This is a genomic window from Mycobacterium sp. IEC1808 (assembly GCF_002101935.1).
In the GTDB taxonomy this organism is placed as follows: Bacteria; Actinomycetota; Actinomycetes; order Mycobacteriales; family Mycobacteriaceae; genus Mycobacterium.
The window spans coordinates 37,839-60,188 of the sequence record NZ_LQPV01000067.1; the positions used below are offsets into that span (position 1 = coordinate 37,839).

The 22,350-nt window shown below is 67.5% G+C and carries 17 protein-coding genes and 1 pseudogene; 3 read left to right on the forward strand and 15 right to left on the reverse strand.

All coding sequences use genetic code 11. The features are described 5' to 3' along the window. Positions 1-58 precede the first annotated feature (58 nt). The 5 genes and pseudogenes from fusA to AWB92_RS25985 form a co-directional block, all read right to left on the reverse strand. A complete protein-coding gene (gene fusA / locus AWB92_RS25970) occupies positions 59-2,164 on the reverse strand; it encodes an elongation factor G (RefSeq protein ID WP_068104580.1) in 2,106 nt (701 codons plus the stop codon). Between the two features lie 70 nt (positions 2,165-2,234). After that, entirely contained in the window at positions 2,235-2,705 is a 471-nt protein-coding gene (gene rpsG, locus AWB92_RS25975) for a 30S ribosomal protein S7 (RefSeq protein WP_067012878.1), read from the reverse strand. Beyond that, the gene (rpsL, locus tag AWB92_RS25980; protein ID WP_003879423.1) at positions 2,705-3,079 is read right to left on the reverse strand and encodes a 30S ribosomal protein S12; all 375 of its coding nucleotides are present in this window, start codon (positions 3,077-3,079) and stop codon (positions 2,705-2,707) included. The genes rpsG and rpsL overlap by 1 nt, the downstream gene beginning before the upstream one ends. Before the next feature lie 245 nt (positions 3,080-3,324). Continuing rightward, positions 3,325-3,503, reverse strand: a pseudogene (locus tag AWB92_RS30875) (hypothetical protein); the annotation flags it as partial. Next, the gene (locus AWB92_RS25985) at positions 3,500-4,153 is read right to left on the reverse strand and encodes a TetR/AcrR family transcriptional regulator (RefSeq protein WP_085190783.1); all 654 of its coding nucleotides are present in this window, start codon (positions 4,151-4,153) and stop codon (positions 3,500-3,502) included. The pseudogene AWB92_RS30875 and the gene AWB92_RS25985, both read right to left, overlap by 4 nt. A 114-nt stretch (positions 4,154-4,267) precedes the next feature. Here AWB92_RS25985 and AWB92_RS25990 point away from each other — a divergent pair, with 114 nt between their 5' ends. Beyond that, on the forward strand, positions 4,268-4,633 hold the full coding sequence (locus tag AWB92_RS25990; protein ID WP_085190785.1) for a DUF3060 domain-containing protein: 366 nt from the start codon (positions 4,268-4,270) through the stop codon (positions 4,631-4,633). A gap of 36 nt (positions 4,634-4,669) precedes the next feature. Next, complete coding sequence (locus tag AWB92_RS25995; protein WP_068133370.1) at positions 4,670-5,152, forward strand: DUF3060 domain-containing protein; 483 nt, start codon at positions 4,670-4,672, stop codon at positions 5,150-5,152. Positions 5,153-5,162: 10 nt separating this feature from the next. Here the strand turns inward: AWB92_RS25995 and AWB92_RS26000 are convergent, their stop codons facing one another. The 10 genes from AWB92_RS26000 to AWB92_RS26045 all read right to left on the reverse strand — a co-directional run bounded on the left by AWB92_RS26000 (position 5,163) and on the right by AWB92_RS26045 (position 21,574). Further along, positions 5,163-5,930, reverse strand: coding sequence for a crotonase/enoyl-CoA hydratase family protein (locus AWB92_RS26000; RefSeq protein ID WP_085190788.1), 768 nt, complete (start codon positions 5,928-5,930; stop codon positions 5,163-5,165). Beyond that, on the reverse strand, positions 5,927-6,649 hold the full coding sequence (locus AWB92_RS26005; protein WP_085190790.1) for a PaaX family transcriptional regulator C-terminal domain-containing protein: 723 nt from the start codon (positions 6,647-6,649) through the stop codon (positions 5,927-5,929). Before AWB92_RS26005 ends, AWB92_RS26000 begins: the two co-directional genes overlap by 4 nt. Before the next feature lie 3 nt (positions 6,650-6,652). Then, complete coding sequence (locus tag AWB92_RS26010) at positions 6,653-7,591, reverse strand: crotonase/enoyl-CoA hydratase family protein (RefSeq protein ID WP_085190792.1); 939 nt, start codon at positions 7,589-7,591, stop codon at positions 6,653-6,655. Between the two features lie 8 nt (positions 7,592-7,599). Next, on the reverse strand, positions 7,600-9,228 hold the full coding sequence (locus tag AWB92_RS26015; RefSeq protein ID WP_085190794.1) for an acyl-CoA dehydrogenase family protein: 1,629 nt from the start codon (positions 9,226-9,228) through the stop codon (positions 7,600-7,602). Positions 9,229-9,274: 46 nt separating this feature from the next. Beyond that, positions 9,275-10,111: a PHB depolymerase family esterase gene (locus AWB92_RS26020; protein WP_085190796.1), complete on the reverse strand. Its 837-nt coding sequence runs from the start codon at positions 10,109-10,111 to the stop codon at positions 9,275-9,277. 11 nt (positions 10,112-10,122) lie between these two features. After that, positions 10,123-10,878 (reverse strand): deoxyribonuclease IV, encoded by a 756-nt coding sequence (locus AWB92_RS26025; protein WP_085190798.1) that lies wholly within the window; start codon positions 10,876-10,878, stop codon positions 10,123-10,125. Between the two features lie 135 nt (positions 10,879-11,013). Beyond that, a complete protein-coding gene (locus AWB92_RS26030) occupies positions 11,014-14,961 on the reverse strand; it encodes a DNA-directed RNA polymerase subunit beta' (RefSeq protein ID WP_085190800.1) in 3,948 nt (1,315 codons plus the stop codon). A 44-nt stretch (positions 14,962-15,005) separates the two neighbouring features. Next, the gene (locus AWB92_RS26035) at positions 15,006-18,530 is read right to left on the reverse strand and encodes a DNA-directed RNA polymerase subunit beta (RefSeq protein ID WP_142282321.1); all 3,525 of its coding nucleotides are present in this window, start codon (positions 18,528-18,530) and stop codon (positions 15,006-15,008) included. 388 nt (positions 18,531-18,918) lie between these two features. Beyond that, entirely contained in the window at positions 18,919-19,932 is a 1,014-nt protein-coding gene (locus AWB92_RS26040) for an ABC transporter ATP-binding protein (RefSeq protein ID WP_068104611.1), read from the reverse strand. A 160-nt stretch (positions 19,933-20,092) separates the two neighbouring features. Beyond that, on the reverse strand, positions 20,093-21,574 hold the full coding sequence (locus AWB92_RS26045; RefSeq protein ID WP_085190804.1) for a carotenoid oxygenase family protein: 1,482 nt from the start codon (positions 21,572-21,574) through the stop codon (positions 20,093-20,095). Between the two features lie 71 nt (positions 21,575-21,645). Between AWB92_RS26045 and AWB92_RS26050 the strand changes: the two genes are divergently transcribed. Then, on the forward strand, positions 21,646-22,329 hold the full coding sequence (locus AWB92_RS26050; protein WP_241523583.1) for a TetR/AcrR family transcriptional regulator: 684 nt from the start codon (positions 21,646-21,648) through the stop codon (positions 22,327-22,329). The last annotated feature ends 21 nt before the right edge of the window (positions 22,330-22,350 follow it).

The window sequence follows — 22,350 nt, forward strand, 5'->3', positions numbered from 1 at the left end:
TGATTTTTTGGGTTTCGGCCGCGGTGTTAACCGGGCCAGCTTACTCGTGCGCACGAACTCACTGGCCCGTCGCCTTCGCGATGATCTCCTTCGACACGTTCGCCGGAACCTCGGCGTACGAGTCGAACACCATGGAGTAGTTCGCCCGGCCTTGAGTCTTGGACCGCAGGTCGCCGACGTAGCCGAACATCTCCGACAGCGGCACGTGCGCCTTCACGACGCGCGCACCCGCCCGCTCCTCCATGGCCTGGATCTGGCCACGGCGGGAGTTCAGGTCGCCGATCACGTCGCCCATGTAGTCCTCGGGCGTGGTGACCTCGACGGCCATGATCGGTTCCAGAATCACCGGCTGCGCTTGCGCGGCAGCCTTTTTCAGCACCTGCGAGCCGGCGATCTTGAACGCCATTTCCGACGAGTCGACCTCGTGGAAGGCGCCGTCAAGCAGGGTGACCTTGAGGTTCACCAGCGGGTAACCGGCCAGCACGCCGTACTGCATGGCGTCCTGCGCGCCGGCGTCCACCGACGGGATGTACTCGCGCGGGATGCGCCCACCGGTGACCTTGTTCTCGAACTCGTAGGTGGCACCGTCTTCGCCGTGGAACGGTTCCAGGTTGATCAGCACCTTCGCGAACTGGCCCGAACCGCCGGTCTGCTTCTTGTGGGTGTACTCGACCTTCTCCGCCACGCGGCGGATGGTCTCCTTGTACGCCACCTGCGGCTTGCCGACGTTGGCCTCGACCTTGAACTCGCGGCGCATGCGGTCCACGAGGATGTCCAGGTGCAGCTCGCCCATGCCGCCGATCACGGTCTGGCCGGTCTCGACGTCCTGATGCACCTTGAAGGTCGGGTCCTCCTCGGCGAGCTTCTGGATCGACAGGGAGAGCTTCTCCTGGTCGCTCTTGGTCTTGGGCTCGATGGCCACCTCGATCACCGGGTCGGGGAAGGTCATCGACTCCAGCACGATCTGGTGGTTCGGGTCGCTCAGGGTGTCGCCGGTGGTGGTGTCCTTCAGCCCGATGACGGCATAGATGTGGCCGGCCGAGGCGGTCTCCACCGGGTTCTCCTTGTTGGAGTGCATCTGGAACAGCTTGCCCAGCCGTTCCTTCTTGCCCTTGGTGGCGTTGATGACCTGGCTGCCGGAATCGACCTTGCCCGAGTACACCCGGACGTAGGTCAGCTTGCCGAAGAACGGGTGCGTGGCGACCTTGAACGCCAGCGCCGAGAAGGGCTCGTCGGTCGACGGGTTGCGCACGACCTCCTCGTCCTCGTTGCCCGGCGCGTGCCCGACGGCCGGCGGCACGTCCAGCGGCGAGGGCAGGTAGTCGATCACGGCGTCGAGCATGGGCTGCACGCCCTTGTTCTTGAACGCGCTGCCGCACAGCACCAGGTAGGCCTCGGAGCTGATCGTGAGCTTGCGCAGCGCGGCCTTGATCTCCGCGACCGACAGCTCCTCGCCGCCGAGGTACTTCTCCAGCAGCGCCTCGTCGGTCTCGGCGACCGCCTCGAGCAGCTTGGTGCGGTACTCGTCGGCCTTCTCCGCCAACTCGGCCGGGATGTCGATGGTGTCGTAGGTCTCGCCGAGCTTGGTCTCGCCGCGCCACACCTTGGCCTTCATCTCGACCAGGTCGACGACGCCCTCGAAGTCACCCTCCGAGCCGACGGGCAGCTGGATCGGAATGACGTTGGCGCCGAGGCGCTCCTCCATGGTGCGCACGGAGAAGTAGAAGTCGGCGCCGATCTTGTCCATCTTGTTGACGAAGCAGATGCGGGGGACGTCGTACTTGTCGGCCTGCCGCCAGACCTGCTCGGACTGCGGCTCGACGCCCTCCTTGCCGTCGAAGACGGCGACGGCACCGTCGAGCACGCGCAGGCTGCGCTCGACCTCGACGGTGAAATCGACGTGGCCGGGCGTGTCGATGATGTTGATCTGGTTGCCGTTCCAGAAGCAGGTGGTTGCCGCGGAGGTGATGGTGATCCCCCGCTCCTGCTCCTGCTCCATCCAGTCCATGGTGGCGGCGCCGTCGTGCACCTCACCGATCTTGTAGCTGATGCCGGTGTAGTAGAGGATGCGCTCCGTCGTCGTCGTCTTGCCGGCGTCGATGTGCGCCATAATGCCGATGTTGCGGACCTTGGTGAGGTCGGTCAGCACGTCCTTCTGTGCCACAGAAGTCTTCCCACTCTTTCGATTGCTTGGTTGCTGTCTTTCTGGCCTCCCGCATCATCGCGGGCGGCGATCACCAGCGATAGTGCGCGAAGGCGCGGTTGGCCTCGGCCATCTTGTGGGTGTCCTCACGCCGCTTGACGGAGGCCCCGAGGCCGTTGCTGGCATCCAGGAGTTCGTTTGCCAGCCGCTCGATCATGGTCTTCTCCCGGCGCTGCCGCGAGAAGCTGACAAGCCAGCGCAGCGCCAGGGTGGTGGACCGGTCGGGACGCACCTCGACGGGCACCTGGTAGGTCGCACCACCGACGCGGCGGCTGCGCACCTCCAGGGCGGGCTTGACGTTGTCGAGAGCGCGCTTGAGCGTGATCACGGGGTCGGTGCCTGTCTTTTCCCGCGCTTGCTCGAGCGCTCCATAAACAATGCGCTCGGCGAGCGATTTCTTCCCCTTGAGCAGAACTTTGTTGACCAGCTGGGTGACCAGCTGCGACCCATAGACCGGGTCGTTGACCAGCGGACGCTTGGGCGCGGGCCCCTTGCGCGGCATCAGCTCTTCTCCTTCTTGGCGCCGTAGCGGCTACGAGCCTGCTTGCGGTTCTTGACGCCCTGGGTGTCGAGCGAACCGCGGATTATCTTGTACCGAACACCGGGCAGGTCCTTAACCCGGCCACCACGCACCAGCACCATGGAGTGCTCCTGCAGGTTGTGCCCCTCGCCGGGGATGTACGCCGTGACCTCGACCTGACTCGTCAGCTTGACGCGCGCGACCTTCCGAAGCGCCGAGTTCGGCTTCTTCGGAGTGGTGGTGTACACGCGGGTGCATACGCCACGGCGCTGCGGGCTGCCCTTCAGAGCCGCGGTCTTGACCTTTCCGATCTTGTCCCGACGACCCTTGCGGACCAGCTGCTGAATGGTTGGCATCTAGGAGGCTTTCTGTGTCGAAGTTTGCGTTCTGGCTCAGCTATTAAGTCTGTGTACTGCAGTTTTGCCCCGCCTCGGACTAACTCGTGTACCCCGCGGCCGGGTGTGTCGCAAGCGCTCAGCATGGAGTTCGATCCGATGCGTCGTGGACATGCGAATTAGCCCGGCATCCGCTTCCTTACGTCAGGCGCCGTAAGCCGCCAGGCACGAGCTACCACAATACCTGCCGCCGGTCTCGCAGGTCAAAGCGGCCGTGGCGATCGCAAGCGCGGCGTAGCCGGGCGCAGCGGGTCGCCACCATCGGGGCCCCGTGGCGATCGCAAGCGCGGCGTAGCCGGGCGCAGCGGGTCGCCACCATCGGGGCCCGTGGCGATCGCAAGCGCGGCGAAGCCGGGCGCCGCGGGTCGCCACCATCGGGGCTCAGTCCGGTGCGGCCCGCTGGTGCGCGGAGCGCCTTTCCAGCCCCTCCAAACCCCGAGCCAGCCGCAACACCATGTCGGAGAACAGGGCGTCGGTGTCGATGTCGTCCATGACGCCGGTCATTTCCAGCAACACGAACCCATGCATCGCGGACCAGAACTCGAGCGCGGCGTGGAACGCCTCGACGCCGTCCAGACCGTAGGACGCCAGCACGGCGATCACCGGGGCGGCCGCGCCCCTGGTAGCGGCCGCGTACTCGGGGTCGTCGCCGCCCAACGGCATCCGGGTGAAGGCCGAGTACCGACCGGGGTGGTGATGGGCGTAGCTGCGGTAGGCGGCGGCCATGACGAGCACCGCGTCGTCGCGGGCGCGCCCCTCCCCGACCCGGTTCAGCATCGTGATGATGTCGTCGATCACCCGGATCCGCACCGCCCGCCGCAGGTCCTCCAGGCTGTCCACGTGGTTGTACAGCGACGGCCCCTTGGTGCCCAGCTGCGTGGCCAGCGCGTTGATGGTCAGCGAGTCCCAGCCCTCCCGGTCCAGGAAGGTCAGCGCGCCGTCGACGATGCCGTCGCGGCTCAGTTTGGCCGGGCGGGACCCCGACTTCGCGGCGCGCTGGCGCCCAGCCGCCGACGGCGGGTCCGGAGCTGCCATGCGATCGCCCTTCGATTGATCCCGGGTGGGTTAACTAATGACTCTAGTTGACGGCGGCCGGGAAACTCGTAGGCTCATTCGAGCGAATTCACCCGTGTTAAGAGGGGGCGTGCAGTGAACTGGACAACCGTCGCCGGGCCGCTGGTCACCTGCGCCGTCATCGTCGCCGTCCCCGCGCCGGCCGCGGACGCCAAGAACGGCGACACCCACGTCACCGGGCAGGGCGTCGACCAGACGCTGGACTGCAACGACGCCACCCTGATCGTCAACGGCACCGGGAACACCGTCAACGCCAAGGGAAACTGCTGGGCCGTCACGGTGATGGGGTCGGGCAATACCGTCATTGCGGACTCGGTCACCCACGACATCACCGTGTACGGATACGACGAGACCGTCTTCTACCACGGCGGCACACCGATCCTGTGGGACCGCGGGCGCGAACTGGGCATGACCAACCGGCTCCAGCAGGTGCCGGGCTGAGGCACGGCACCATCTCAACTCCGGAATCGAGGATCAATGCGCGACCACACCACCGACCGCTCGTCCAGGCTGGCCGCGCTGGCCCTCGCGCCGGCCGCCGCGGCCTTAGTGCTGGCGGGCTGCAGCTCGACGGCCAATCCGCCCGGCGGCACCACGGCGACCACGACGAAGAGCACCGCCACCACGACGAGCGGCGCCGCGGCGCCGACGAGCTCGGGTGGGGCGAGCACGACCGCCTCCGTCGAGATCGGGAACTCGTTGAACTACGGGTCGATGGGGACCACGGCCACGCTTGATTGCGCGAACGGCAAGTCGCTCAACGTCGGTGGCTCCAACAACACGCTGACCGTCACCGGCACCTGTGTGACGGTGACCATCGGCGGTGCCAACAACAAGATCACGATCGACAAGGTCGACACGCGCATCAGCGTGGTGGGGTTGAACAACACCGTCACCTACAAGGACGGCGAGCCGAAGGTCGACAACCTCGGCTCGGGCAACACGATCAGCAAGGGCTAGGGCTGCCAGGCTAATTCGCCGCCGCGCCGTGGCGCCCGGCCCCCGCGGCGAACCTCCCGGCCCCTTCCGCCGCCTCCACGGCGACGCGCGCGATGCTGGCGAATTCGAAATCGATCGCCTCCGACTCCGGCCTGCCCCACTGCGCCAGCGCCGAGAGCCGATCCGACCGCAGGCACTGTTGCGGCAGGGCCGCGAGCGCAGCCGCCAGTTCTTCGGCCGCTTGGCGCGCTTGGCCTTTGGGCACGACGCGGTTGGCCAGCCCCATGGCCAGCGCCTCGTCGGCCTGGACGCCGCGGCCGGTGAGGATCATGTCCATGGCGCGGCTCTGCCCGATGAGCCGGGGCAGCCGCACGGTGCCGCCGTCGATCAGCGGGACTCCCCAGCGCCGGCAGAACACGCCGAACACGGCGTCCTCCTCGGCGACCCGCAGGTCGCACCACAGGGCCAGCTCCAGGCCGCCGGCGACGGCGTAGCCGCTCACCGCGGCGATCACCGGCTTTGACAGCACCATCCGCGTCGGCCCCATCGGCCCGGGGCCGGTGCGGTGCACGGCGTTGGCGTCGGGCGTGCCGAACGACTTCAAATCGGCTCCGGCGCAGAAGGTTCCGCCGTCGCCCCACAGCACAGCCACCGATGCGGCGTCATCGCGCTCGAACTCCTCGAACGCGGCGAAGAGCGCCGCCGCGGTGGGGCCGTTGACGGCGTTGCGCGCCGCCGGCCGATCGAGGATGACCGTGGTCACCGGACCGTTTCGCTCGATACGCACCGGGTCGCTCATTTTGCCTCCACTAGTCGGGGTAGGTTGCGTCGCTGCGCCAGCTCGGTGGCGAAGTCGTGGTAAGCGTCGCGCAGCCGGTCGCCGGGCCAATCGGCGGGCAGCAGTTCGGCCGGCAACATCGGATCGGTGAGCAGGTGGCGCACGATCGCCGCGGCCGCCAGGAACCGGCCCGGAATGTCCGACGCGGTCGCCATCTCACCGAGCAACCGATGGCCGGTTTCGGCCCACCCGGGCAGGTCCCACAGCTCGCCGGCCAGCTCGGCGGGTGCGTCGTCGCGGGCCCGGAGCGTCCGCATCCGGGCCGCGACATCCGGGTCCAGCTCTGAGGCCAGGTTGTCGGGCCGCATCCAGACGCCTTCGCGGAGTTCGCCAAAGCGGTTGTCGTGCATCGCGGTTCGCAACGCCGCCCGGGTGCGGGCGTCGCCGCCCACGCTGGTCACGATCAGCACCAGCCAGTCCCCGCGCCACGGCCGGGTTTGGGGCCGCATGGCATCGTCCTGCCGGCGTTGGCGCGCCAGCAATCGATCCGAGAGCCGGTAGCCGTCGGCGGATCGGATCAGGTCGCCCGCGCCGACCATGCGGGTCAGTGCCACCCGAAGCGCGGTTTCCTTGATGCCGAAATCGGCGGTGAGACCGATCAATTCGCCGGCCGTGGCGCACGCGGGGTGGGCGCCGAGCAGCACACTGAGCACCACCGACCGGGCCGTCATGTCCGGCATGGCTTACACCTGTGACGCTTTCCGGCCGTGGTCACCGAAGGGCTCGTCGCGATGCCGAACCGCCTCCCGGAAGCCGTGCTCGACCGCATCGGCCACAAAGGCGTGCCCCTCGGGGGTGTGCCGCGCGACCCCGTCGAACACCGTGCTGACCATCCTGCTGGTGGCCACTCCCTGTTGCAGCAGAGCCGAATTGAGCGCGAGCTTGACCATGATCAACTGGTTGACCGGCACGGCGGCGATCCTTTCGACCAGCCGCTCGGTCCGCTCGTCGAGGTCCTCGGGGTCCGGGGCCTCCACCGCCAGGCCCCACTCGGCGGCCTGCGCGCCGGTGATGCAATCGCCGGTGAACAGCAGGCGTTTCGCGCGCTGGTCGCCGAGCCGGTGCGCCCACAGACCAGCCGCCGGGACGCCCCACACCCGGGTCGGCGGGTAACCGATCTTGGCGTCGGCAGCGGCGATCACCTGGTCGGCGTGCAGCGCGATGTCGGTGCCGCCGGCCACGCAGTACCCGTGAATCTTGACCACCGTCGGCTTGTCGGCGTGCATCAGGCTGGAGAACCCGCGCACGAAGCGGCTCATCATCTGGTAATCGATCATCGGGTCCCACGGCTGATTCGGCAGGTGGTTGATGCCTTGGGTTTTCCCGTCGAGCACGGTGCCCTGATAAGCGCCGGTCCCCCCGGCCGACCCGGTGCGATCGGCGTACGCGGACAGGTCGAAGCCCGCACAGAAGCCCTCGCCGCGCCCCGACACGAGGATGACGTGGACGCTTGGGTCGAGGTCGGCGCGCTCCACCAACGCCGAGAGCTCGAGCGGGGTGTCCGCGACGATCGCGTTGCCCTTTTCCGGCCGGTTGAAGGTGATGCGCGCAACCCGATCGGTGACCTCATAGGTCATCGTCTTCAGGTTGTCGAAGTCGACCGGCCTGATGGCGTGGGTCATGTTGTGGCTCAGCCCTTTACGAGGGCACGCTCGAGAATCGGTGCGAGGTCGAGGCCCGTGGGCATCGTGCCGAATGCGCCGCCCCACCGGCCGTCGAGCCGCGTCGCCAGGAATGCCTCGGCGACGGCGGGGTGGCCGTGGCGCACCAGCAGCGAGCCCTGCAGCGCTAGGCAGATGTCCTCGGCGACTTTGCGGGCGCGGTAGGCGATGTTGTCCAGGTCGGCCAGGTGCTGGCGCAGCCTTTCGACGTGGCCGTCCAGCCGGCGATCCTGGCCTGCGGTCTTGCCCAGCTCGCCGAACAGCACCTCGACGCATTCGGGGCGAGTTGCCATGGCGCGCAACGTATCCAGCGCACTGACGTTGCCCGAGCCCTCCCAGATGCCCATCAGCGGCGCCTCGCGGAACAGTCGCGGCATGCCGGAGTCCTCGACGTAGCCGTTGCCGCCCAGGCATTCCAGCGCCTCGGCGGCGTGCGGGGTGGCGCGCTTGCACACCCAGTACTTGCTGGCGGCCAGGCCGATCCGGCGCAGCAGGGCCTCCGTCGCGTCGCCCCGGATCGCGTTGTCGGTGGCGCCGGCCATCCGCATCGCGACAATCGTGGCGGCCTCGGCCTCGACGGCCAGGTCGGCCAGCACGTTGCGCATCAACGGCTGGTCGATCAGATAGGCGCCGAACGCCTTTCGGTGCTGGGCGTGATGGATGGCGCGGGTCAGGCCGGTGCGCATGCTGGTGGCAGAGCCGAGCGTGCAGTCCAGCCGAGTGAGGTTGACCATCTCGATGATGGTGGGGACGCCGCGGCCCTCTTCACCCACCAGCCACGCGACGGCGCCGTCGTACTCCACCTCGCTGGAGGCGTTGGCATGGTTGCCGAGCTTGTCCTTGAGCCGCTGCAGGAACATCCGGTTGCGGGTGCCGTCGGGGAGGATGCGCGGCAGCAGGAAGCAGGACAGCCCGCCCGGCGCCTGCGCCAGCACCAGGAAGATGTCGCACATGGGTGCCGAGGTGAACCACTTGTGGCCGGTCAGGCTGTAGCTGCCGTCACCGTTCGGGGTCGCCTGGGTGGTGCCCGCGCGCACGTCGGAGCCGCCCTGCTTCTCGGTCATCGACATGCCCGCGGTGATGCCGGCCTTCGTGGTGGCCAGTTTCAGCTCGGGGTCGTACTCGCGACTGGTCAGCAACGGCTCGTACACGGCCGCCAGTTCGGGGTTGTAGCGCAGGGCCGGGACGACGGCGTACGTCATCGAGACGGGGCAGGTGTGTCCGGGCTCGACGTTCCAGACCGACATCTTGGCGGCGCGCACCACGTGCGCGCCCGGGCGCGTGTCCGCCCAGGGCGCCGCGTGGATGCCGTGGCGGATCGCCGCGCGCATCAGCTCGTGATAGGCCGGGTCGTACTCGATCTCGTCGATGCGGTGCCCGTACTGGTCGTGGGTGTGCAGCACCGGCCGGTTGCGGTCGGCGAGCTCGCCCCACCGCTGCGCCTCGCGGCTGCCGGCGAGCGCCCCGAGCTCGTTCACCTCTTCGGCGCCCCACTGCCCGCCCTCGCGGATCAAGGCCTCGACAAGAACGGCGGACGTGGCCGGGTTGTAGTTCTCCAGGGGCGGAACCTGGTTGGTCACGACATGGGTATCAGGCATGCAACCATGTTACATTTTTCCGACAGTCGCACAAGAGCTGTAATGATCAGCGTGGGTGCGCCGCGAAGAATTGCCAAAGCGTCTGGGTCGCGAATGGCGGCCACTCGTGGCCGCCGCCGTCGACGGTGACGAGGACGACGCCGCGGTTGTCCGCGCACGACGCCGCCGAGGTGGTAACGGGGCCGCTGGTCGTCGTGGTCGCGGCGCCACATTGGTCGAGGTGGCGCCAGAACGCATTGACGTCGGGCACCGAGGGGCCGTTGATGACGCTGAAGCCCTGCCCGCCGGCGTACGGGACGAGCCGATCGGCGGTGCCGTGAATGTGGACGACCGATGTCGGGCGCGGGCTGCGGCACGTGTTCAGCTGGGTGCCAGCAACCGGGCCGATCGCCGCGAAGATGTCGGTGGTGCACGCCAGCGTGAACGACATGATGGCGCCGTTGCTCATGCCGGTGGCGTAGACCTTGGCGTGGTCGATGCCGACGTTGCGGGCGATGTCGGCGACGACCGCGCTGATGAAGGCGACGTCGTCGACGCCTTCCCGGCCCGGCCGGCCGCAGCAACCCTCCCCGTCGACGTTCCAGGCCCGGTCGAGCCCATCGGGATAAGCGACGACGAATTTGGCCGAATCGGCCAAACCGTCCCAGTCGTAACCCCTTTCGGCTTGAGCGGCGCTGCCGGAATAGCCGTGCATGACCACCACCAGCGCGGCCGACGCGGGCGCTCCCGCGGGCTTGTAGAGCCGATAGTCACGATCGTGGCCGCCGACGTTGAGGTGGTGCAGGCTGGTGCCGGTGACGAAGCCCGACGGGAGCTCGCGCCACGGCGCGCAACCGGCGACCAGCAGGACCACGCCGAGAAGCGCCGTGAGCCGACCGCGCATGGGCTCGCGGATCAGCCGCCGGTGTTTTCCCGCAGGAACGCGATGTCGTCCTTGCGGCCCTCGTCGGCGGTCTCGCAGATCACCGGCGCGTCGGCGGCCTTGACCACCGCGACCAGCAGGTCGGGGTCGATCTGACCGGTGCCGAAGTTGGCGTGCCGGTCGGCGCCCGAGCCCGCGGCGTCGCGCGAGTCGTTGCAGTGCACCAGGTCGATGCGGCCCGTCAGCGCCTTGATCCGGTCGACCGCGTCGATCAGCTCCTCACCCGCGGCCCACGCGTGGCAGGTGTCCAGGCAGAAGCCGATCCCCTTGTCCCCGATGTGATCCCAGAGCCTGCCGATGGTGTCGAAATAGCGGGCCATGGCGTGGTCGCCGCCCGCGGTGTTCTCCAGGTACACCTGCACATCGGATTCGAGGTAGTCCAGCGCCTTGACCCAGCGCTCGAACCCGGCCTCCATGTCGTCGTCGTCGGCGTGGCCGCCGTGCACGATCACCGCCGTCGCGCCGATCTCCGCCGCCGCGTCGCAGGTGTCCTGCAGGATCTTGCGCGACGGGATGCGGATGCGGTTGTTGGCCGAGGCCACGTTGATGAGGTACGGCGCGTGGACGTACAGCGGGATGGTCGACGCCTTCAGCGCCTCGGCGTCGTCGCGCGGCTTGGGCTTCTTCCAGCTCTGCGGGTTGCCGAGGAACAACTGCACCGCGTCGGCGCCGTCGGCCTGCGCGGCGGCCAGGGGGTCTTCGGAGTGGACGTGCGAACCGATGAGCACGAGGGCCAGTGTAGTAAGCGCGGCCGACGCGAGCGTCACGCCAGCGTGACATTGGGACGCCAGAGCCACGCTGGCGTGACACTCGGCGGGTACGAAAAAGCCCCGGGCCGAAACCCGGGGCTTTTTCTGTGTGGACTAGCGGTAGTCGGAGTACCCGTAGTCGTCCAGCGGAACCGCGGCTCCGGTGGCCTGGCCGAAGTCCGGGCTGTAGTAGTGATCCTCGTAGGACGGGATCGTGTACGCCGCGGCGCGGGCCTCCTCGGTGGGCTGCACCTGGATGTTGCGGTAGCGGTTGATGCCGGTACCGGCCGGGATCAGCTTGCCGATGATCACGTTTTCCTTCAGACCGTTGAGCTTGTCGCTGCGGCAGTTGATCGCCGCATCGGTCAGCACTCGCGTGGTCTCCTGGAACGACGCCGCACTCAGCCACGAGTCGGTGGCCAACGACGCCTTCGTGATACCCATCAGCACCGGACGGCCGGCGGCGGGCTCGCCGCCCTCGGCCACCACCCGGCGGTTCTCCGCCTCGAACTCCGCGCGGTCGATCAGCGAGCCGGGCAGGAACTCCGTCGAGCCCGAGTCGATGATGGTGACGCGGCGCAGCATCTGGCGAACGATCACCTCGATGTGCTTGTCGTGGATCGACACACCCTGGGCGCGGTAGACCTCCTGGACCTCGCGGACGAGGTGGATCTGCACCTCGCGCGGGCCCTGCACGCGCAGCACCTCGTGCGGGTCGGCCGAGCCCTCCATCAGCTGCTGGCCCACCTCGACGTGGTCACCGTCGGACAGCACTCCCTCGGACCCGTCCTCGTGCTTGTACACACGCAGCCGCTGCCGCTTGGAGAGCTTGTCGTAGACAACCTCCTCGCCGCCGTCGTCGGGAACGATGGTGATCTTGTAGAACCGCTCACCGTCCTCCAGACGAACCCGGCCGGTGACGTCGGCGATCGGCGCCTTGCCGCGCGGCACGCGGGCCTCGAACAGCTCCTGAACCCGGGGCAGACCGCCGGTGATGTCCTCACCGACACCACCCTGGTGGAACGTCCGCATCGTCAGCTGGGTGCCGGGCTCACCGATGGACTGCGCCGCGACGATGCCGACCGCCTCGCCGATGTCGACCAGCTTGCCGGTGGCCATCGAGCGTCCGTAGCACGTCGCGCAGACGCCGGTGCCGGTGGTGCAGGTGAGCACCGAGCGCACCTTGACCTGCGTGATGCCGGCCGCCAGCAGCGCGTCGATCTCCGGGTCACCCAGGTCCTCGCCACGCGCGACGACGACGTTGCCCTTCTCATCGACCGCGTCGGTGCCCAAAGTCCGCGCGTACGCCGAGGTTTCGATGTACGGGTCGCGGATCAGCGTGCCGTCGGGCTGGCGCTCGGCCAGCTCGACGACGATGCCGCGCTCGGTCTCGCAGTCGTGCTCGCGGACGATGACGTCCTGGCTCACGTCCACCAGACGACGGGTCAGGTACCCGGAGTCGGCGGTACGCAACGCGGTGTCCGCCAAGCCCTTTCGAGCGCCGTGGGTGTTGATGAAGTACTCCAGCACCGTCAGGCCCTCGCGGAACGAGGACTTGACCGGACGCGGGATGAACTCACCCTTCGGGTTGGTCACCAGGCCCTTCATGCCGGCCAGCGTTCGGGTCTGGGTGAAGTTACCCGTGGCACCCGAGTCGACGATCGTGATGATCGGGTTGTCGGCCGGGTAGTGCTCGCGCAGCGCCTGACCGACCTCGTCGGTGGCTTCCTTCCAGATCTCCACCAGCGCCTCGTTGCGCTCGTCGTGGTTCAAAGCGCCACGCTGGAACTGCTTTTCGACCTTGTCGGCGCGCTCCTCGTACTGGTCGAGGATCTCCTTCTTGCGCGGCGGCACCAGCACGTCGGCCATCGACACCGTGACACCGCTGCGGGTCGCCCAGTAGAACCCCGCGTCCTTGAGCTTGTCCACGGTCTGCGCGACCACGATCATCGGGTAGCGCTCGGCCAGGTCGTTGATGATCGCGGCCTGCACCTTCTTGTGCATCTGCTTGTTCACGAACGGGTAGGCCACCGGCAACAGCTCGTTGAACAGCACCCGGCCCAGCGTGGTCTCGGCCATCCAGGAGTCGCCCGGCTGCCAGCCATTGGGGAACAGCTCCGCCTCGATCTCGGCGGGCGGGCGCAGCTGGGTCAGCCGCACCTTGATCTTGGCCCGCACCGACAGCACACCGCGGTCCGACGCCATGATCGCCTCGGCGGGCGAGGAGTACACCCCGACCTCCGGCTGGTCCTTGGCGGCGGGCCGGTATTCGCCGGTGTCGCCGTCGACCTCGGTGGTCAGGTAGTACAGCCCGGTCACCATGTCCAGTCGGGGCATGGCCAACGGGCGGCCGGACGCCGGCGACAGGATGTTGTTCGAGGACAGCATCAGGATGCGGGCCTCGGCCTGCGCCTCGGCACTCAACGGCAGGTGCACCGCCATCTGGTCACCGTCGAAGTCGGCGTTGAACGCCTCACACACCAACGGGTGCAGCTGAATCGCCTTGCCCTCCACCAGCATCGGCTCGAAGGCCTGGATGCCCAGCCGGTGCAGGGTGGGCGCGCGGTTCAGCAGCACCGGGTGCTCGGCGATGACCTCTTCGAGCACGTCCCACACCTGGGGACGCTGCCGCTCGACCATCCGCTTGGCGCTCTTGATGTTCTGCGCGTGGTTGAGGTCGACGAGCCGCTTCATCACGAACGGCTTGAACAGCTCCAGCGCCATCAGCTTGGGCAGGCCGCACTGATGCAGCTTGAGCTGCGGGCCGACCACGATGACCGAACGGCCGGAGTAGTCGACACGCTTACCGAGCAGGTTCTGGCGGAACCGGCCCTGCTTGCCCTTCAGCAGATCCGACAGCGACTTCAGCGGACGGTTGCCCGGCCCGGTGACCGGGCGGCCGCGACGGCCGTTGTCGAACAGCGCGTCCACGGACTCCTGCAGCATCCGCTTCTCGTTGTTGACGATGATCTCGGGCGCGCCGAGGTCGATCAGCCTCTTGAGGCGGTTGTTGCGGTTGATCACGCGGCGGTACAGGTCGTTGAGGTCGCTGGTGGCGAACCGGCCACCGTCGAGCTGGACCATGGGGCGCAGCTCCGGCGGGATCACCGGCACCGCGTCGAGCACCATGCCCATCGGCGAGTTGCCCGACTGCTGGAAGGCGGCGACCACCTTGAGGCGCTTCAGGGCGCGAAGCTTCTTCTGCCCCTTGCCGTTTCGGATCACGTCACGCAGCGAGTCGGCCTCGGCGTCGATGTCGAAGTTCTCGATCAGCTTCTGGATCGACTCCGCGCCCATCGCACCGGTGAAGTACTCGCCGTAGCGGTCGACGAGCTCGCGGTAGAGGTTCTCGTCGACGATCAGCTGCTTGGGGGCCAGCTTGGTGAAGGTGTTCCAGATGTCCTCCAGCCGGTCCAGCTCGCGCTGGGCGCGGTCGCGGATCTGGCGCATCTCGCGCTCGCCGCCGTCGCGAACCTTGCGTCGCGCGTCGGCCTTGGCGCCCTCGGCCTCCAGTTCGGCGAGGTCCGCCTCGAGCTTTTGCGCACGCGCCTCGAGTTCGGCGTCGCGCTGGTCCTCAACTCCCTTGCGCTCGACCATCATTTCGGCCTCGAGCGTGGACAGCTCGTTGTGGCGCATCTCGTCGTCGACGGACGTGATCACGTACGCGGCGAAGTAGATGATCTTCTCGAGGTCCTTCGGCGCCAGGTCGAGCAGGTAGCCCAGGCGCGACGGCACACCCTTGAAGTACCAGATGTGCGTGACGGGCGCCGCCAGCTCGATGTGGCCCATCCGCTCGCGGCGCACCTTGGCGCGCGTCACCTCGACGCCGCAGCGCTCACAGATGATGCCCTTGAAGCGGACGCGCTTGTACTTGCCGCAGTAGCACTCCCAGTCCCGAGTCGGTCCGAAGATCTTCTCGCAGAACAGGCCGTCCTTCTCCGGCTTCAGCGTGCGGTAGTTGATCGTCTCCGGCTTCTTGACCTCGCCGTAAGACCATTGCCTGATGTCCTCCGCGGTGGCCAGGCCGATACGGAGTTCATCGAAGAAGTTGACGTCGAGCACGTAACTCCCTTTCCCCTTGCGGGTTTAGATACCTAAAAACTTGATTAAGCGAGGTCCTCAACGGACGCGGATTCGTTGCGGGACAGGTTGATTCCCAGGTTGGCGGCGGCCCGCTCAAGGTCCTCGTCCTCGCCCTCACGCAGCTCGATGGCCGCGCCGTCGGAGGACAGCACCTCGACGTTGAGGCACAGCGACTGCAGCTCCTTGAGCAGCACCTTGAACGACTCGGGGATGCCCGGCTCGGGAATGTTCTCGCCCTTGACGATCGCCTCGTAGACCTTGACCCGGCCGACGGTGTCGTCGGACTTGATGGTCAACAGCTCCTGCAGCGTGTACGCGGCGCCGTAGGCCTGCATGGCCCAGCACTCCATCTCACCGAACCGCTGGCCACCGAACTGCGCCTTACCGCCCAGCGGCTGCTGGGTGATCATCGAGTACGGACCGGTGGAGCGGGCGTGGATCTTGTCGTCCACCAGGTGGTGCAGCTTCATGATGTACATGAAGCCGACGGTCACCGGGTACGGGAACGGCTCGCCGCTGCGGCCGTCGAACAGCACCGCCTTGCCGTCGCCGTTGACCAGCACCTCACCGTCGCGGTTGGGCAGCGTGGCCGACAGCAGCCCCTGCAGCTCGGCCTCCTGCGCGCCGTCGAACACCGGCGTGGACACGATGGCGTTGGGCTCCGCGTGCAACAGGTCCTCGGGCAGGTTGGCGGCCCAGTCGGGAACGCCCTTGCCGGTGTCGACCTTCCAGCCGCTGTGCGCGCACCAGCCGAGGTGCGTTTCCAGGATCTGGCCGATGTTCATCCGTCGCGGCACACCGTGCGTGTTCAGGATGATGTCCACCGGGGTGCCGTCCGGGAGGAACGGCATGTCCTCGACCGGCAGGATCTTGCCGATCACGCCCTTGTTGCCGTGCCGGCCGGCGAGCTTGTCGCCGTCGGAGATCTTGCGCTTCTGGGCCACGTACACGCGGACCAGCTCGTTGACCCCGGCGGGCAACTCGTCGTCGTCCTCGCGGGAGAACACCCGGATGCCGATGACCTTGCCGGACTCGCCGTGCGGCACCTTCAGCGAGGTGTCGCGGACCTCGCGGGCCTTCTCACCGAAGATCGCCCGCAGCAGCCGCTCCTCCGGGGTCAGCTCGGTCTCACCCTTCGGGGTGACCTTGCCGACGAGGATGTCGCCGTCGCGAACTTCGGCGCCGATCCGCACGATGCCGCGCTCGTCCAGGTCGGCGAGGACCTCGTCGGAGACATTGGGGATGTCCCGGGTGATCTCCTCGGCGCCCAGCTTCGTGTCGCGGGCATCGATCTCGTGCTCCTCGATGTGGATCGAGGTCAGCACGTCCTCTTCGACCAGGCGGTTGGAGAGGATGATCGCGTCCTCGTAGTTGTGGCCCTCCCACGGCATGATCGCCACCAGCAGGTTCTTGCCCAGCGCCATCTCACCGTTCTCGGTGCAGGGGCCGTCGGCGATCACCTGGCCGGCCTCGACGCGGTCGCCCGCGTCGACGATCGGCGACTGGTTGGCGCAGGTGCCGTGGTTGGAACGGGCGAACTTGCGCATCCGGTAGGTGTGCCGGGTGCCGTCGTCAGCCATCACGGTGATGTAGTCCGCGGAGACCTCCTCGATCACCCCGGCCTTCTCCGCGACGACGACGTCGCCGGCGTCGATCGCGGCACGCAACTCCATGCCGGTGCCCACCAGCGGCGCCTCGCTGCGCACCAGCGGAACCGCCTGGCGCTGCATGTTGGCACCCATCAGGGCGCGGTTGGCGTCGTCGTGCTCGAGGAACGGGATCATGGCGGTGGCCACCGACACCATCTGGCGCGGCGACACGTCCATGTAGTCGACCTCGGACGACGGCACGTACTCGACCTCGCCCGCCTTGCGGCGGACCAGGACGCGCGGCTCGACGAACCGGCCGGTCGCGTCGATCGGCGAGTTGGCCTGCGCCACCACGTGGCGGTCCTCCTCGTCGGCGGTCAGGTACACGATCTCGTCAGTGACGACCCCGTCCACGACCTTCCGATACGGCGTCTCGATGAACCCGAACGGGTTGACCCGCGCGTACACCGAAAGCGAGCCGATCAGACCGATGTTCGGACCCTCCGGGGTCTCGATCGGGCACATGCGGCCGTAGTGCGACGGGTGCACGTCACGGACCTCCAGGCCGGCGCGCTCACGGGACAGACCGCCGGGGCCCAGCGCCGACAGGCGGCGCTTGTGGGTGAGACCGGACAGCGGATTGTTCTGGTCCATAAACTGCGACAGCTGGCTGGTGCCGAAGAACTCCTTGATCGCGGCGACCACCGGCCGGATGTTGATCAGCGTCTGCGGCGTGATGGCCTCGACGTCCTGGGTGGTCATCCGCTCGCGGACGACGCGCTCCATCCGGGACATGCCGACCCGGATCTGGTTCTGGATCAGCTCGCCGACCGTGCGCAGCCGCCGGTTGCCGAAGTGGTCGATGTCGTCGGTCTCCACGGGAACCTCGACGCCGCCGGGGACGGTCATCACCGACTGCCCCTCGTGCAGGCGAACCAGGTACTCGATGGTCGCGACGACGTCCTCTTCGGTCAGCGTGGTCGTCGTGATCGGGTTCTCGGTGTTCAGGCCGAGCTTCTTGTTGACCTTGTAGCGGCCCACCCGGGCCAGGTCGTAGCGCTTCTCCTTGAAGAACAGGTTCTCCAGCAGGGTCTGCGCGGACTCCTTGGTCGGCGGCTCGCCCGGACGCAGCTTGCGGTAGATGTCCAGCAGCGCCTCGTCGGTGCCGGCGGTGTTGTCCTTCTCCAGCGTCGACATCATGATCTCGGAGAAGCCGAACCGCTCGGTGATCCGCTCGGTGGTCCAGCCCAGCGCCTTGAGCAGCACGGTGACCGGCTGGCGGCGCTTGCGGTCGATGCGCACGCCGACGGTGTCGCGCTTGTCGACATCGAACTCGAGCCAGGCCCCGCGGCTGGGGATCACCTTGACGCTGTGCAGCGTCTTCTCCGTGGACTTGTCGATCGTCTCGTCGAAGTAGACGCCGGGCGAGCGCACCAGCTGGCTGACGACGACGCGCTCGGTCCCGTTGATGATGAAGGTGCCCTTCTCGGTCATCATCGGGAAGTCGCCCATGAACACCGTCTGGCTCTTGATCTCGCCGGTGTTGTTGTTGATGAACTCGGCCGTGACGAACAGCGGGGCCGCGTAGGTCATGTCCTTGTCTTTGCACTCGTCGACCGGCGCCTTGACCTCGTCAAAGCGGGGATCGGAGAAAGACAGCGACATCGAGCCCGAGAAGTCCTCGATCGGCGAGAGCTCGTAGAGCACCTCTTCGAGGCCGCCCACCGGGTTGGCCCCTGCCGTGCTTCCCGCGCGGGCCATTGCGCTCTCGCGCCAGCGCGGCGACCCGATCAGCCACTCAAAGGAGTCCGTCTGCACGTCGAGGAGCCCCGGAACCTCAAGCGGTTCGCGGAGCTTGGCGAAGGAAACTCGGTTGGGTGCTCCGGGCACGGAGCCGTTGGTGGAATTTGAGTCTTTGGAACTCTGGTGGCGACTCTTGCTCTGGCGGGAATCTGCCAAGATGCGTCCTTCCAGCACCTCGTGCGACTCACGGCCCCGGGGAAACCGGCTGCGTTCGCCGCATCAATTTGTCGGTACGGCTGGCGAACGATCTGCCCGGATCTCACGCGCGCAACTAAGTAGCTAAGCCGCGGGAGGGGGCTCAGGCTAAGACCACAGTGTCAGTGGCGGGTGAGGTGGGCAGGAGGTAGCCAGCGCAACGTCCAACAATAGCGCAGGACCGCGCATTCCTCAACTACCCACAACAATCAACCCAGGGACATCGGCGCTGGCTCGCGATCTCGACTTCCCGTGGGTACATGCTGCCCAACAGACTGACCCGTTTAGGCCCGGTCGTCAAGAGGGCGGGGCGGCAAGTTGCACCGTGTTATCGCGTTATTCCAAATTTTTACGACCCGCCGAACTCGTTGGCCTTGAACCGGTGGGTGCCTTCGAGGTCGTCGAGGATCGCCGCCTGGGCATTCTTGGGCAGGGTGTGCAGGATCTCGCGCACCCGGGCCTGGCGCCGGGCGACGGCCTTGCGCTCCGGCATGCCCGGCGTCGCGGTGATCTGCGGCGGCACCCCCTCGATCTCCTCGACGCCGCCGGCGTGGTGGCCGGCATCCAGCAGGGCCTGCTCCTCGGCCATGGTGGCCTCGTCCTTCTCCTCGGACATGCCGATCGGCCCGATGCGCCGGCCGTTGAGGAACTGCCGCACGACGGGCTCGTCGCTGGTCAGCAGCACCTCCCGCGGCCCGAACATGACCAGCTTGCGGCGGAACAGCATGCCCATGTTGTCCGGCACGGTCCGGGCGATGTTGATGTTGTGCGTCACGATCAGGACGGTGGCGTCGATCTGGGCGTTGATGTCGAGGATCAGCTGGCTCAGGTAGGCGGTACGAACAGGGTCCAGACCGGAGTCGGGCTCGTCGCACAGGATGATCTGCGGGTCCATCACCAGCGCCCGGGCCAGGCTGGCGCGCTTGCGCATACCACCGGAGATCTCACCGGGGAACTTCTTCTCGTCGCCGCCGAGGCCCACCAGGGTCAGCTTCTCCATGACGATGTCACGGATCTCGCTTTCCTTCTTCTTTGTGTGCTCGCGCAACGGGAACGCCGCGTTGTCGAACAGGTTCATCGAACCGAACAGCGCGCCGTCCTGGAACATGACGCCGAACAGCGTGCGGATCTCGTAGAGCTCCTTGGCCGAGCACTCGAGGATGTCGGTGCCGTCGATCATGATCGAGCCGCGCTCCGGGCGCAGCAGACCGATGAGGGACTTCAGGAACACCGATTTGCCGGTACCCGACGGCCCGAGCAGGACGCTGACCTCCCCGGCGGGGATATCCAGCGTCACGTCTTCCCAAATTCTCGAGGGACCGAACGACTTCGTGAGTCCCCTCACCTCGATTGCGACGCCCATGGGGAATCCTTCCGTCGACGCTCGTGCCCGCCACCTGCCCTTTTGTGTGGCATCAGTCACTGTAGCGCACGTCAGGCACCCCGCATCAGGCTTGGATCGGACCGCTGACAAAAATTGCCCGACCTGAGACCGCTGGCGCCAGGTTTATTTGACGCGAGTGTTAGCTAGCGGGCGCCCAATTTCCGTGGAAGCCCATCGGCACCCGCTGCGGCAGGTGCACGGTAGCCACCGATTCGAGGGTCTGCGCATCCAGCAGCACCAGCTGTCCTTCGTCGCGGCCGCGGTGGTAGCCGTAGCCCATCAGGATTCCGTCGTCCTCGGTGGCCGCCGCGGGGTTCGGCACGAATGACATCTCGCCGAGCAAAAGCTCGGGGTCGATTGGGGCCACCGTGGCCGACCCCGTGACGTAGTCGTGCTTGTACAGCGGCGCCTCGGCGCCCTGGAAGGACGCGCCGACGGTGTAGCCGTAGCGGTGCCGCCCGCCGAGGCGGGTCTCGTTGATCCGCGGGAATTCCTGGGGCCGGTCGTCGCGGCATTCGGTGGCCACCGCGCCGGTCGCCAGGTTGATGGTCCACCGGTCCAGCCTGGGCGCGGTGTCGCCGGGGCCGCGCCGGTCGCGGTCGAACATCCGCGCGTAGCGCACCACGTCGACCACCAAAACCTCTGCGCCGTAGTGCATTTCGGAATAGGCGTTGAGCGGGTGGTAGACGTAGCAGGGTTCGATGTCGAACCAGCGGACGTCGGAGTTGGCGCCCTCGCGCGGCATGACGCCGATGCGCGCCGGGTAGTTGGGGTTCCAGGCGTACGGCATCCGGTCGTCGTGCCTCGGGTTGCGGTTCATCATCGCGGTGATCGGGCCCGGCACCCGGACCCGCCCGATCAGCGACTGCAGCGCCAGCCGGGCCGGCACGCCCAGCCAGCGCGGAACGTTCGCGGGCAGCACCTGCACCGGGTCGAACGTCACCGGCAGGTCATAGAGCACGACGTATTTGTCGGTCAGCGAGAAGTCGTGCATCATCGGCGACCCGGACACCTCGATGTCGACCGTGCGGCGGGCCCGCCCGCGGTTGTCGATCACCGAGTACTGCACGGTGCGCCCGCGCGCGAAAGAGTAAGACACGGCGTGCAATTCGCCGGTGTGCGGATCGCGGTGCGGATGGGCGGCGTACCCGCCCTCCAGGGTGCCGTCGAAGTCGCAGGTTCCGATGGTGTCGAGCTCGTCGGTCAGCTCGTAGTTGGCGGCCCCGCCCTCGACCAGCGCCAGGGTGCGGCCGGCGTGTGTCAGCACGTTGGTGTTGGCGCCGAAGGACAGCATGCCCGCACGCGGGTTGAGGCGGTCCGGCGCCGGCTCGCCGAGGGTGGCGCACACCGAGAGGCTGCGCACCCAGCGGTTGCGGTACCACCGGGCCTTGCCGTCGCGCAACGCGACCCCGTGCACCATGCCATCGCCACTGAACCAGTGATAGGTGGCCGGGTCGACCTCTTCGGCCGGGTTCGGCCCGTTGCGCAGGTAGCGCCCGTCGAGGTGCTCCGGGATGTGCCCGGTGACCTCCAGGTCGGTCGCGGTCACCTCGGCGCCCACCGGCGCCAGAACGCCCTCGAGATAGGGATTCCCGGACGTGACGGTTTCAGTCGTCGTCATTGCTGAGCTCCTATAACATTGTTATTTCAGCGTTATTGTGACCGTACGCGCTCGATGAGAAGATGGCAACAATGACTTCAGAGCTTGAGCCCGCCGTACGCGGCGTTCGCGACGAGTTGCTCGACGCCGCCGTCAAGCTGCTCGACGAAAACGGGCCCGACGCGCTGCAGACCCGCAGGGTGGCCGGTGCGGCGGGGACCTCGACGATGGCGGTCTACACCCATTTCGGCGGGATGCGCGGGCTGATTGCCGCGGTCGCCGAGGAGAGCCTGCGCCAGTTCGACGCCGCGCTGTCGGTGCCCGAGACCGACGACCCGGTGGCGGACTTGGTGGCCATCGGCAGGGCCTATCGCGGCTACGCGATCGACCGCCCCCACATGTACCGGCTGATGTTCGGCAGCACCAGCGCCCATGGCATCAACGCTCCGGCGGGCAACGTCCTGAAACTGACGGTTGCCGACATCGAGCGGGACATCCCGAGCTTTTCGCATTTGGTGCGTGCGGTCCGCCGGTCGGGGCTGACGGGCCGGATCAACGTTGGCGGCGCCGACGACGAGTCGGTGGTCGCCATAGCGGCCCAGTTCTGGGCACTGATGCACGGTTTCGTGTTGCTCGAACTCGCCGGGTTCTACGGCGACGACGGCACGGCGGTGCGGCCGGTGCTCGGCGCGCTGTTCACCAATCTTCTTGTCGCCCTGGGAGATTCGCCCGAACGGATTTGGCAGTCGTTCCGCGCGGCGTTCGGCGCGCGCTGAGCGCACGAAACCCCCGGGACC